This is a genomic window from Arthrobacter subterraneus (assembly GCF_900099735.1).
Classification (GTDB): Bacteria; Actinomycetota; Actinomycetes; order Actinomycetales; family Micrococcaceae; genus Arthrobacter_D; species Arthrobacter_D subterraneus.
Genome location: NZ_FNDT01000011.1, coordinates 63,682 through 76,530, shown reverse-complemented (window position 1 = coordinate 76,530; position 12,849 = coordinate 63,682). Strand labels below are relative to the sequence as shown.

The 12,849-nt window shown below is 68.9% G+C and carries 8 protein-coding genes; 2 read left to right on the top strand and 6 right to left on the bottom strand.

What is annotated here, in order from left to right:
• Nucleotides 1-17: 17 nt before the first annotated feature.
• Nucleotides 18-1,223 carry an acyl-CoA dehydrogenase family protein gene (locus tag BLS52_RS12355; RefSeq protein ID WP_090587090.1) on the top strand — a complete coding sequence of 402 codons (1,206 nt, stop codon included), beginning with the start codon at nt 18-20 and terminating at the stop codon, nt 1,221-1,223.
• 127 nt (nt 1,224-1,350) lie between these two features.
• Nucleotides 1,351-2,274: an NADP-dependent oxidoreductase gene (locus BLS52_RS12350; RefSeq protein WP_090587088.1), complete on the top strand. Its 924-nt coding sequence runs from the start codon at nt 1,351-1,353 to the stop codon at nt 2,272-2,274.
• A gap of 64 nt (nt 2,275-2,338) precedes the next feature.
• Here the strand turns inward: BLS52_RS12350 and BLS52_RS12345 are convergent, their stop codons facing one another.
• The 6 genes from BLS52_RS12345 to BLS52_RS12320 all read right to left on the bottom strand — a co-directional run bounded on the left by BLS52_RS12345 (nt 2,339) and on the right by BLS52_RS12320 (nt 12,825).
• The gene (locus BLS52_RS12345) at nt 2,339-3,481 is read right to left on the bottom strand and encodes a hypothetical protein (protein WP_090587087.1); all 1,143 of its coding nucleotides are present in this window, start codon (nt 3,479-3,481) and stop codon (nt 2,339-2,341) included.
• Nucleotides 3,482-3,635: 154 nt separating this feature from the next.
• Nucleotides 3,636-4,352: a DedA family protein gene (locus tag BLS52_RS12340; RefSeq protein WP_245702845.1), complete on the bottom strand. Its 717-nt coding sequence runs from the start codon at nt 4,350-4,352 to the stop codon at nt 3,636-3,638.
• A gap of 55 nt (nt 4,353-4,407) precedes the next feature.
• Nucleotides 4,408-5,316, bottom strand: a complete 909-nt coding sequence (locus tag BLS52_RS12335; protein WP_035778027.1) for an RluA family pseudouridine synthase — start codon at nt 5,314-5,316, stop codon at nt 4,408-4,410.
• A gap of 40 nt (nt 5,317-5,356) precedes the next feature.
• The gene (locus tag BLS52_RS12330; protein ID WP_090587086.1) at nt 5,357-7,279 is read right to left on the bottom strand and encodes a DUF6541 family protein; all 1,923 of its coding nucleotides are present in this window, start codon (nt 7,277-7,279) and stop codon (nt 5,357-5,359) included.
• A gap of 82 nt (nt 7,280-7,361) precedes the next feature.
• Nucleotides 7,362-8,156: an Fpg/Nei family DNA glycosylase gene (locus BLS52_RS12325; protein WP_090587085.1), complete on the bottom strand. Its 795-nt coding sequence runs from the start codon at nt 8,154-8,156 to the stop codon at nt 7,362-7,364.
• Nucleotides 8,149-12,825, bottom strand: coding sequence for an ATP-dependent helicase (locus BLS52_RS12320; protein WP_090587083.1), 4,677 nt, complete (start codon nt 12,823-12,825; stop codon nt 8,149-8,151). The genes BLS52_RS12325 and BLS52_RS12320 overlap by 8 nt, the downstream gene beginning before the upstream one ends.
• Nucleotides 12,826-12,849: the final 24 nt, after the last annotated feature.

The following is a 12,849-nucleotide window of genomic DNA, read 5'->3' as shown; positions in this document are numbered from 1 at the left end:
ATCGAAAGGACAGCTCAATGGAGAGCGGCCTCCCATCCGCAGACTTCTACGGATTCGAGTCCCTGCTCAGCGACGCCGAACGGGCGAAGCTTCAGGAGGTTCGCGATTTCCTTGCCGCTGAGGTGACGCCGTACGCCACCGACTGGTGGAACCGGGCTGAATTCCCGCTGGAGGTGCTGCCCAAACTGGCCGGCCTCAACCTGAGCACGCCCGTGCAGCAGGGGTACAGCTACCTGTTCAGCGGGATGGTCATCGCCGAGCTCACCCGCGCGGACACGTCGCTGGCCACGTTCTTCATGGTGCATCACGATCTCTTTGTCGAGGCCCTGCACGAGTTCGGAACCGAGGAGCAGAAGGCCCGCCTGCTCGACGACGCGATGGCGCTGACCATTACCGGCGCCTTTGCGCTGACCGAACCGCTGCACGGCTCCGACGTTGCCGGCGGCATGGCAACCACCGCCACCCGCGACGGTGACACCTGGGTCCTGAACGGAGCCAAGCGCTGGATCGGGAACGGCACCTTCTGCGACTACATGCTGCTGTGGGCACGCGATACCGAGGACGGCTCCGTGCGCGGCTTCATCCTCGACGCGACGCTGCCGGGGGTGACCCGGACGGCGATCGAGAACAAGATTGCGCTGCGGACGGTGCAGAACGCAGACATCCTCCTGGACAACGTCCGGGTCCCGGAGGCTGACCGCTTCGCCGGGATCAACAGTTTCACCGACACCAAGCACCTGTTGCGGGGCTCGCGCATCCTGGTGGGCTGGCAGGCGGTAGGGCAGCAGCTCGCCGCGTTCGATGCGGCGCGGGCCTACGCCGTCGAACGCCACCAGTTCGGGCGCCCGCTGGCCAGTTTCCAGCTCATCCAGGAACAGCTGGTCCGCATGCTCGGGAACACCACCGCCAGCCTGGGGCTGATGGCGCGCGTGGCGCAGCTGCAGGAGGATGAGCATCGCGGATCGCACGGAGTGCAGCAGCAGGTCCGGCACAGCGGGGCGGACATGGCGCAGGCGGCGCTCGCAAAGTCCTATACCTCCTCACGGATGCGTGAGACCGTGGCGCTGGGCAGGGCGATCTTCGGCGGCAACGGCATTGTGACCGACTACGGGATGGCCAAGATCTTCGCGGACGCCGAGGCCATCTACACCTACGAGGGGTCCTTCGAGATCAACACGCTCATCGTGGGGCGGGCCGTCACGGGAGTCTCGGCGATCCTCTAGCGCCTCCCTCTAGCTCCATGGACTTCCGCCGGGTGTGACCGCCTGCACTGCGGCCCTGGGGAATGCTGCGGCGGGTCCGCGGGGTTGCCCCAGAGAGAAGCCACCGGATCAATGGAAGGAAGCGCCCGTGAAAGCAGTGTTCTATTCGAAGTACGGCGATCAGGGAGTTCTCGAATACGGTGACCAGCCGGATCCCAGGGTCGGACCGGACACGGTCCTCATTGAAGTGAAAGCGGCCTCCGTGAACCCCGTCGACTGGAAGGTCATGGCGGGATATCTCGACGGTGCCCTGACGGCCCACTTCCCGGTGATCCCGGGCTGGGACGTTGCCGGCGTCGTTCTCCAGCCGGGACCCGCGGTGACCGAGTTCTCGGCCGGTGACGAGGTGATGGGTTACGTGCGGATGGATACCGTGGGCCAGGGAACGTTTGCCGAGCAGGTCGCCGCGCCGGTGCGCACGCTCTCGCGCAAGCCCGCCAACCTCTCCTGGGAGGAAGCGGCCACCGTCCCGCTGACCGGCCTGACCGCGCTGCAGACCCTCGATGCGCTGGAGGTCGGCAGCGGCGACACTGTGCTGGTCCACAATGGCGCCGGCGGCGTGGGCACCTTCGGTATCCAGATCGCCCGCGCCCGCGGAGCCCGCGTGATCGCCACGGCCTCGGAACGGAACCACGATTTCCTCCGCGGGCTCGGCGCGGAACCCCTCACCTATGGGGAGGGTATTGCCGACCGGGTACGGGAGATCGCGCCCGACGGTGTGAGCGCCGTCGTCGACTTCGTGGGTGGTGATGACTGGCGGGCGTCGCTCGACGTACTGTCCCAGGCGGGACGCGTTGCCTCCATCGCTGACGCGGACGTCAAGGAACACGGGGGCCGGTATATCTTTGTGCGGCCGGTCGCCGCCGACCTCTCCACGCTCGCCGACCTCATCGAGGCGGGCGACGTCAAGCCGGTGCTCGCTGAAACCTACCCGCTGGAGCGGGCCGCCGAGGCGTTCGCAGCGAACATGGACGGCCACACCCGCGGGAAAATCGCGATCACTCTCACCTGAGCAGTCACTCTCACCTGAGCGATCACTCTCACCTGAGCGATCACTCTCACCTGGGCAGTGAAGGTCAAAGAACCCGACGCGGCCGGGGCGGGGGATCCTCGCCGTCCTCGAACGGTTCGGGTTCCTCCTCGTAGTATTCGTAGTCTTCATCGTCCAGCTCGATCGGCGGCAGATGCGAGGTCTGCCGCCGACGGAGCTCCCGCCGGTACGAGTGATCCACGCGGTGCCGGCGCGAGCCTGCGGTGATGAGCAGGAGGAACGCGGCCAGGGCTGTCGCGCCGGCCATGAGGAGCGACTGCGGCTGGCCCAATAACCGTTCCACAATGATCCAGCCCATGCCCCACACAGCGGCGAGAGCGACGGCCATGCGTCCGCGGTCCAGTGAGCAGACAACGCCGCCCACCAGAACGATGATGCCGAGGCCGATGAGCGCCCACACGAACTCGTCCCCTGTCAGCCAGGAGAAGCCGTTGAGGGACAGGACGGCGGCGGTGTGGGTCAGCGCCGTGAAGCCGGTCCAGCCGAGGAACAGCCCAAGGGGCACATCAACCAGCGCACCCTCGAGCGACGAGAACGCGGACCACCGGTTGAGCCACCGCAGGGAAACCAGAAGCAGGAGCAGCAGGAGTCCGTGCACCACGAGGCTCTCGGTGTGAAGCTCATCCCTTATCAGCCAGGTGAGTGCGAGATTCAGCAGCAGCGCTGCCATGACGATCCAGCCGAGGCCCCGGTGCCGCGGGCTGTGCGCCTGGCGCGGCAGCCACTGGTGAACCACATACCCGAGCATCCCCACCCCGATCAGGGCCCAGATGAAGAGCGAGTACTGGTTGGGGGACACCAGCGTCAGGTCCGGACGCAGCAGCTCGGCGCCCAGGATCTCCCGGTCAGCGAAGACGCCGGCAATGATGGCCGTGGCCGCCAGCGCACCGGGAACGATGATGCTGACCAGGATGCGCCGCACCTGGTCCGCCCGCCATGAACGGACGTTGGCCACGACGCCCCGGGAGGCGGCAGCTGTCAGCGCCGCGGTCCGCTTCCCTGACTTGGCGGCCCAGGCGGAGGCAGTGCCGGAGGCGGCCTTGAGCTTTTCTGCACGTGCAGCCCTGAGCCTGGCGGCTTCGGTTGCCGCCCGCCTCTCGCCTGGCGTGGGGCCGGAGTCTGTGGTGTCCGACGCCGGAGCGGAGTCGGGCGCGGACTGGCCAGGCACACCCTGATCCGGTTTGGCCGGCGCAGTTGCTTCCGAGGGCTTTGTTGGGGGTGCAGCAGGGGCTGCCGGTGACGCAGCGGAAGCCGCCGTCGTCGTTCCGGGCTTTTCCTCATCAGTTGGAGCTGCCGGCTTGGGACGCGCGGCTCTCAGCCGGTCAAGGACGCTCTCCGTCCCGCTCTGTTGAGGGGGATTGGGGTGCGTTTCCGGGGTCTTCCGCGGCGGCACGGGAGGTGGTTGGGGCAGCCGGTGGTTGGACGGGGTCGGCATGCTCATGTGTCTTTCGGACCTCCCGGCGCTGCTTCAGCGCGAAGAACGCTGCAATGATCAGTCCCACCAGAGTACCCACACCCATTCCCAGGAGTGCACTGGCCCACATCGGGAAGCCCGTCGTGACGTCGGAAACGTAGCCCAGACCAACCAGCCAGCACGCCCACAGCACACCCCCGAGGGCCGCGAAACCCACGAAGGGGCGGAAGGCGAGTTCGGCGATCCCGGCGGCCGCGATGCCGGCGGTGCGCCCGCCCGGAAGGAACCGGAGCGCAACCAGGCCGGCGTAGGTGGGCGACTTTCCCGCCTTTTCCACGGCATTGCGGATTCCGAGGTGGACGGTGCGTCCCCAGCGGAACCGGTCCAGCCAGTGGGTCAGCCGCCGCTGGAACAGCATGTAGAGGGCAATGTCCCCGAGCAGGCTGCCGGCCGCGGCGGTGAGCAGGGAAACCGGCAGCAGCACCGTTCCCTCCGAGGCCAGCGACCCTGAGGCGATCACCAGGAACTCTGAGGGCATGATGGGCACAAAAACGTCAGCGATAACCACGAGCAGCGTGACCGGATGGATCATCACGGACCACTCAGCGAGCGTCGACAGGTCCACCTGATCCAATCTACAGCGCATCACCTGTTCGTGACCGGGCTGCTCCCGGGTGGCATCAGGCGAGCGCGGACAGTTCCAGTCCGCTGGTGAACGACGACGGCCGGGAGGAGACCGGATCCACGAACTCGATGTGCCGCGCCAGAAGCTGCAGCGGCTTCGTGTAGTCATCCGGCTGCTGGGGAAGCAGCACGGGATAGAACGGGTCATTCACGATTCCGAGGCCCAGCCCCGCCATATGCAGCCGCAGCTGGTGCGTCTTCCCGGTGTGCGGCTGGAGCCGGTAGCGGCCCACACCGCCACGTTCCTCCAGCAACTCGATCCGGGTTTCCGCGTTCGGTTCCCCGGGTACCTCCTGCGCGAGGAGGTAGTCGCGGGACTTCACGATCCTGCTGTGGACCGTCCGCGGCTGGACGTCGAGTTCCAGGGCAGGGTCGATGGGCGCGGCGGCCTCGTATTCCTTGCGGATACGGCGGTTCTCGAACAGGAGCTGGTAGGCGCCGCGCGTGGCCGGATTCGTCGAGAACATGAGGATTCCCGCCGTCATCCGGTCGAGCCGGTGCATGGGGATGAGGTCCGGCAGGTCAAGCTGCACCCGAAGCCGCACCAGCGCCGACTCCGCGACGTACATCCCGCCGGGAGTGGTGGGCAGGAAGTGCGGCTTGTCCACCACCAGCAGGTTCTCGTCCTGGTGGAGGATGCTCAGTTCCACGGGAAGTCGCTTCTCCACCGGCAGCTCGCGGTAGTACCAGACAAAGGTGTGCGCAGTGAGCGGGGTGTCCCGGGTGAGCCGCTCACCATTCAGGGCAACCACTTCCCCGCGGTCGAAGCGCTCCGCGATCCCGTCCGGATCCACATGGTCCCAGCGGTCCAGGATGTACTCGAGCGCAGTGCTCCACGGGCCCTCGGCGGGCAGGCGCAGCCGCGTGGCGTTAACGCCGTTGCGGACCGGGAGCGGGGATTGCATCACCCATCAAGGGTAGCCGGGAGCCGGCCGCAGCAGGTTCTCAGCAACCCGTGATCCGGTACAGCGCGGCGGTTCCCTCGCTGTCCACCCGTTCGAAACCGTTCTCCCGGGTCAGGTCCTGCAGCCCCGGCACAACTTCCGTTTCTCCCGGGTGTACGGAGCCGGTGCCGAAATCGAGCACGTACCGCACGCCCAGTTTCTCCACGGCGGGGCAGACCTCCGGGTTGGTGGTGAGCTCATCGAGGGACTCGTAGACCGTTTTCCCGGCAACAGTGGACGGCACGGTTCCGTACGGCAGCAGGGTGGGGATGCCCGTGTAGGCGTAGGACAGCGACGCCCCGGTCAACGGCACCCCGACCACCACGGCGCCCTCCTCCACAGTCTCCGGCAGCCGCTGGATGAGGGCCAGCTCATCATTGGTCAGCAGTTGCGAGTTCTCGGTGAACCGGTATTTCGCGGCGGCTTCCGCAACACCGCGCTGTACCGCGCCCAGCGGTGCCAGCGCAACACCCAGCAGAACCAGGACGACGACGGCGGCACCCGCCCGCTTTCCGCTCCCGCCCCGCAGGAAGGACAGCACTGCCGGATGCCGGGCTCCGGCGTCGACCAACGCCACCGCCCCCAGCGAGGCCACGATGATCCCGGCCACCGGCAGCATGGCGCTGATCCTGAAGTAGTCGTTGTACCAGACCCCGGCCACCACCCACCGCAGGTCCGGCGCCTCCTTCCAGTTCGCCACCACAAAGAGCATGGCGGCGAGCCCGTACAACCCCAGCGTCCACCGGTGCCGCCGGCGGCGGAGGACGACGACGGCACCCACCAGGGTAAGCGCCGCAGCCAGGACGGCCACGGGCCGGAACAGCGGCGAGTGGAGAACCACCGCGAGCAGCGCCCACCCGGCGTCGCCCAGCTCATCCCAGTTGTCCGAGCTGCCACGCGACGGCCGCAGCAGCATCCACGCCGCGGCAAGAACCAGCAGGAACACTCCCACCGGGACCAGCGTGCGCCAGGCGGGCCAGCTGCCGCGGCGCAGCCTGGCGTACGCGGCAGCAACAACCATCGGGACGCTGAGGCCCAGCGCACCGACCAGCGACGCCGGGTGCGCCAGCGCCAGCCCCGGGACCACGCCGAGCAGCAGCAGGAGGTTCGCCGCCGTCGTCGTGCGCAGGGGTGCGCCGACGCGCAGCAACTGGATCACCAGAGCAAGCATGGCGGGCAGCATAGCGATCGAGAGCATGAAGGGGTAGACCACCCCGAACTCGTAGAGGAGGTAGGGGAAGCTGCTGTACGCGCCGGACAGCACGGCGGCGCTGAGCAGGGCCGCGCGGCGCTCGCCGGTCACGCGGGTGACCAGGAACAGGCAGCCGACGCACCAGAGCGTCAGGATGATGGCGAGGTTCACCACGTTGATTGCCGCCGGGATGGACAGGCCGGAGGAGAGCAGAACCAGCGAGACCAGCGCGTGCCAGCCCGCCGGGTAGAAGGTGGGGGCGCGGGTGCCGAGGTACCCCAGTTCCGCGGAGGACGCGTTGCCGGTCTCGGCGATGTAGCGGATGGCGTTGAGGTGGAAGACGTTGTCGTGTGAGTGGGCGATGTTCTCCGGTTCGCCGAAGATCCACAGGGTGATCAGGCCGATCGGGACGGCGGCGACGGCCCACGCGGGCAGCGTCCGACGCAGCGGACGGCCCGGGTCCGTGGCGAGCGCGTCGTCGAAGCGCCGGCGGACCAGCCAGAGAACCAGCCCCACGGCGGCGGTCACCCCCAGCAGGGGGACGAGCGACCACTGCACCCCGGCCAGCGACGCGCTCTCCGCAGCCAGAACGACGGCGGTCACGCTCAACGGGCCCGCCAGGGCGAGCAGTGTCAGGCGCCGCAGCCCGAAGATCGCTCCCCAGAGCAGGCCCGGACCCAGCAGTACCGCCAGCGCAACGAGGAAGCCGGGGAGTGCGCTGAGCCAGCTCATGGTCTCCCTCGGTAGGCGGTCGGTTCGGACTGGGTGGTCGGTTCGGTTCGTTCGGACAGGGTTGCTGGGCCGCGCCGCAAGGTCACGCGGGGACCCGCGCGGGCTGGCAGTGCGGGCAATGATAGAGCACCCGCTGCTCAAGCTCGTTGTCCCCGATCTCGCTGCGGACCACCCGGGTTCCGCAGCGCAGGCACCCGCGGTCGGTTCTCCCGTACACCCACAGGGGGTCCCGCAGCAGGGAACCGGTGGTGACCCGCGTGGAACGGTCCTTGTTCACCTCGAGCAGCCGGTGCGCAAGCTCCACCATCCGCGGGAGGTTCCGCACGTCCCCCACCGGAGTGAGCGGGTGCTCACCGGCGAGGAAACACAGCTCGCACCGGTAAACGTTACCGATCCCTGCGAGGTTCCGCTGGTCAAGCAGCGCCAGGCCGATGGGGCGGCCCGGGTCAGAGCGCAGCCGGCGCAGCGCCTCCTCGGGGTCCCAGTCCGGTCCCAGAAGGTCGGGACCGAGGTAGCCCACGGCGTCATGTTCCTGGTCCTGCGGGATGACGCGCAGGAACCCGAGCTCAAAACCGACCACGGTGGAGGCCCCGGTTTCCAGGATGCAGCGGGCCTTGAACGCCGGGCGGCGCCACTTCCCGCCTTTGGGGTAGACGTGCCAGAGACCTTCCATCTTCAGGTGCGAGTGGATGCTCCACTCATCCTCCACCCTGATGAGCAGGTGCTTTCCGCGCGCGACGACGTCCTTCACCGTCCGCCCGGTGAAATCCACCGTGGCGAAGCGCGGCACGCGGATGTCGCAGCGGGTGAGCTCCCTGCCGTGCAAAGCCTTGTCCAGGTCCCGAGCGGCCCGCCAGACGGTATCCCCCTCAGGCACGGATCCTCAACCCCCGCGGCGTGCTGTAGAAGCCGGCGTCGGCGAGCGCCCTGCCGGCCGGGGAATCGAGCGCGGACTCCCCGTTGATCTTCTCAACCGCCATCTTGTCCGCCGCGCCCTGGCGGATCGCGGTGACCAGTGCCGCCGCGGCGGCGGTCAGGGAGTCCGGATCTTCGGTGTACGTGAGCATGGTCTTTCCGCCGCGCTCGACGTACAGTGCCAGCAGGCCGTCCACGAGCACCACCAGGGCGCCCGCCTTGCGGCCCGGCCGGTGCCCGCCGTCATGCGGCGGCCAGCCCAGTGCGGCGCCGAACGGGTTTGCCGGGTCGGTGGCGGCGAGCGCGACGGCGGTGGGCTGCTTCGCCACGGACGCGTCCGGGCGGGCGTCGGCACTGAAGGAGCGGAGCCGGTCCACAGTGGCCGGCACGGCGAACTGTGCGGCGCCGAGGTGCTCGATGAAATACCCGCGGCGGCAGCGCCCCATCTCCTCGAGGCGGGACAGCATTTTGTACATGAGCCCGAAACCGCCTGGGATGCCCTCGCTCGCCACGGAGCCGCGGGTGAGGACGCCGTAACGGTCCAGAAGCAACTCGGCGGTGGCGTGCGCGGAGATGGTGGCGTCTCCCTCAGTGGCGGGAAGGAGGGACCACCGGCCGGCCACCTGTGGAGGAGTGCTGCGCTGGTAGCCGGTGCCGCCGTCGTTCCCGCCCGCCAGTCCCGCCGAGCGCAGGCTGCCGCCGGTCAGGGAGGGCGCCCTGCCCAACCGTCCCATCCGCGCTGTCCGTGCCCGCGGGGTGGGGGTGCGCTGCTTGTGGGCGGTTTTCCCGCTGGCGAGCAGGGACCGCACCGGGGTGAACGTGTCATTCCCGATCCGTCCGGCCCAGACGAGATCCCACAGCGCCGCTGTCACCGTCTGATCGGCCGGCTGGTCCCCGTTGGTCAGCCCCTGGACCAGCTGGCGGAAGAAGTACGCACCCCCGCCGGCGAGGAGCTCCAGGAGTTCCTGCTGCAGGGGCGTGGCCTCGAATTCCGGGTCCGGCCGCAGCGTGAGCGGCGCATTCTCGGCGAGGTGGAGTGAAATCCAGCCGTCGTTGCCGGGGAGCGACCCGGCGCCGGACCACACCACCTCGCCCGTCGCGGCCAGCTCATCCAGCATGGCCGGGCTGTAGTTGGAGACCCGTGTGCGCAGGATGAGCGGCTCCCACGCGGAGGCGGGAATCGGCACGCCCGACAGCTGGTCGATGACGGTGGCCACCCCGTCGAGCCCGCGCAGCCCGGAACCGACGTGCTGCCACGCCGGCAGGAACCGCCCATACGCGGCCGGATCCACCGGCTCCACCTCGTGCCGGAGCGCCGCGAGTGACCTGCGCCGGAGCCGCCGGAGGACCTCGGCGTCACACCATTCACTGGCCGCGGCCTCATGTCCGGGCGAGGCCGCCGTTGGCCGGAACTCGCCTTCCACCACCCGGCCGTCCGCGGAAAGCCGCTGCAGGGCGGTCACGACGACGGCGACACCCAGTCCCAGCCTCGCGGCGGCTTCTACCGCGGTGAAGGGCCCGTGGGTGCGGGCATAACGTCCCACCAGGTCGCCGAGGGGGTCCGGCACCGGTTCAATGAAGGCCAGGGGAACGCCCATGGGCAGCGGCACCCCAAGGGCGTCGCGCAGCCGGGCGGCGTCTTCCACCGCAGCGATGCGCTCGGCGCCGGCGATGTTGACGCGCAGCGCCCGGTTGGCCGCGACCAGTGCGTTGACGTGTTCGACGGTGCTTCCGGGTTCCTCGGAGCGCTCGGCGATCTCGGCGGACGTGAGGGGGCCGAGCAGTCGGAGCAGGTCCGCGACTCCCTCCAGCCCCCGCACTTTCCTGTCGGGGGCCAGGCGCTGGAGCTCGTTTTCAGTGTCGGTGATGACACCGGCGTCGAGCAGTTCACGCAGTTCCGCCCGGCCCAGCAGCTCGTTCAAGAGGGTGGGGTCAAGGGACAGTGCGGCCGCGCGGCGCTCGGCCAGCGGGGAGTCGCCCTCGTAGAGGAAGGACGCCACGTACCCGAACAGCATGGTGCGGGCGAACGGCGAGGGCTGGGACGTGGTGGTCTCGACGATCCTCAGTTCGCGGCGGTCGATCTGCCCCGCGATGTCCTTCAGTGCGGGGAGATCGTAGACGTCCTGCAGGCACTCGCGCACCGTCTCAAGGATGATCGGGAAGGTGGGGAATTTCCGCGCCACGTCCAGCAGCTGGGCCGAGCGCTGCCGCTGCTGCCACAGCGGGCTGCGCTTTGACGGGTTATGGCGCGGCAGCAGCAGCGCCCGCGCCGCGCACTCACGGAAGCGGGACGCGAAGAGCGCCGACCCGCCCACCTGCGCGGTGACAATCCCGTCCAGCTCATCCGCGTCGAAGAGGAACAGGTCCGCGCCGGGCGGCTCGTCCTCCATGAGCGGCACGCGCAGCACAATGCCGTCATCCGAGGCCATCGCCGAGCCGTCCATGCCGTACCGCTGCTCAAGGCGGGCGCCGACGGCGAGCGCCCAGGGCGCATGCACGGGCATACCGAACGGGCTGTGCAGGACAACCCGCCAGTCACCGAGCTCATCATGGAAGCGTTCCACCACCAGGGTGCGGTCGCTCGGCACCACCTCCGTGGACTGCTGCTGCTCGCGCAGGTAGGTCAGGAGGTTGCCGGCCGCCCACTCGTCCAGCCCGCTGGCACGGCAACGGGCTGCGGCGTCTTCGTCCGAGGCGTTGGAGAGTTCACGGACAAACCTTCCGAGCGCCCGCCCGAGCTCCACGGGCCGGCCGAGCGAGTCGCCCTTCCAGAACGGCAGCTTGCCGGGCTGCCCGAAGGCGGGGGAGACCAGCACCCGGTCATGGGTGATGTCCTCGATCCGCCAGCTGGTGGCGCCGAGGGCGAAGACGTCACCCACGCGTGACTCGTAGACCATTTCCTCGTCCAGCTCACCGACCCGCCGGCCGCCGCGGTTGGAGCCGGCATCTTCGGATCCGACGAGGTAGACACCGAACAGCCCGCGGTCGGGGATGGTGCCGCCCGAGGTGACGGCCAGCCGTTGTGCGCCGGGCCGGCCCGTGATGGTGCCTTCCACCCGGTCCCAGATGATGCGGGGCCGCAGCTCGGCGAACTCGTCCGACGGGTACCGTCCCGCGAGAAGGTCCAGGGTGGCATCGAAGGCGGAGCGCGGGAGAGTTGCAAACGGGGCGGACCTGCGCACGACGTCGAACCACTCCTCGACGTCGATGGTTTCCAGCGCGGTGGCCGCGACCGTCTGCTGGGCCAGGATGTCCAGCGGATTGGTGGGAATGTAGAGCGGCTCGATCTGACCGGCCAGCATCCGCTCGACCGTGACGGCGGTGTTCAGCAGATCGCCGCGGTGCTTCGGGAAGAGCACCCCCTCGGAGACTTCCCCGACCTGGTGGCCGGCCCGGCCGACCCGCTGCAGCCCGCTGGCCACGGAGTGCGGCGATTCCACCTGGATCACCAGATCCACCGCGCCCATGTCGATGCCCAGTTCCAACGACGACGTCGCCACTACACAGCGCAGCCGGCCGGACTTCAGGTCATCCTCGATCAAGGCGCGCTGGTCCTTGGAAACGGACCCGTGGTGGGCGCGGGCCAGCAGCGGCTCGGCGCCTTCGGTCTGCCCCGCCTGGGCCATCAGTTCCGCCGGAGGGCGCTTCGGCTCCGGTGTGCCGGACGGAGCTGGGGCCTCGCCGGGCGCATCCCAGAAGGATGCGGCCTCCAGCCGTTCGGCGTGGATTTCATTCAGGCGGGCGGTGAGCCGTTCAGCCAGGCGGCGGGAGTTCGCGAAGACGATCGTTGACCGCTTGGTCTCGATCAGGTCGACGATCTTCTCCTCGACGTGCGGCCAGATACTGGGCGAGGGAGTGGGGCCGCCGTCGTCGTCGTCGTTAGTGGGTGCGCCGCCCAGCTCCGTCATGTCTTCCACGGGGACGGTGACCGTGAGGTCCCACGACTTCTTTGAGGGTGGGGCCACAATCTCCACCGGCGCGTTCCCGGCGAGGAAACGGGCCACTGTTTCCTTCGGTTCAACGGTTGCCGAGAGTCCGATGCGCTGCACCGGTTTGTCCAGCATCGCGTCCAGACGGGCGAGCGACACCGCCAGGTGCGCACCCCGCTTGGTTCCGGCCACGGCGTGGACCTCGTCGATGATGACCGTGTCCAGGTCCGTCAGGGTTTCCCGTGCCCGGGAGGTGAGCATCAGGAAGAGGGACTCCGGCGTGGTGATCAGAATGTCCGGCGGCCGGGTGAGGAGGGCGCGGCGCTCGGCCTGCGGGGTGTCCCCGGAGCGTACGCCTACGGTGACGGACGGCGCAGGCAGCTCCAGCCGCTTGGCGGTCTGCGTGATGCCGATCAGCGGCGCGCGCAGGTTGCGTTCCACGTCAACGCCAAGGGCCTTGAGCGGTGAGATGTAGAGGACCCGGGTGGACCGCTTGCCCTCGACCGGACGGGCAATGAAGCTGTCCAGCGCCCACAGGAACGCCGCGAGGGTTTTACCGGAACCGGTGGGCGCGACCACGAGCGCGTGGGACCCGGCGGACACCGCGTTCCATGCGCCCTCCTGGGCAGGAGTGGGTGCGGAGAAGGCGCCCGCGAACCACTGGCGTGTGGCGGGCGTGAATTTCTCAAGCACCGATGTCATCGCATCATCATCTCCTACCCCTCC

What these genes read in the sequence shown, in the direction of transcription:
- BLS52_RS12355 (WP_090587090.1), top strand. Translation starts at nt 18, where the DNA reads ATGGAGAGCGGCCTCCCATCCGCAGACTTCTACGGATTCGAGTCCCTG.
- BLS52_RS12335 (WP_035778027.1), bottom strand. Translation starts at nt 5,316, where the DNA reads ATGCAATCCCCGCTCCCGGTCCGCAACGGCGTTAACGCCACGCGGCTG.
- BLS52_RS12330 (WP_090587086.1), bottom strand. Translation starts at nt 7,279, where the DNA reads ATGAGCTGGCTCAGCGCACTCCCCGGCTTCCTCGTTGCGCTGGCGGTA.
- BLS52_RS12320 (WP_090587083.1), bottom strand. Translation starts at nt 12,825, where the DNA reads ATGACATCGGTGCTTGAGAAATTCACGCCCGCCACACGCCAGTGGTTC.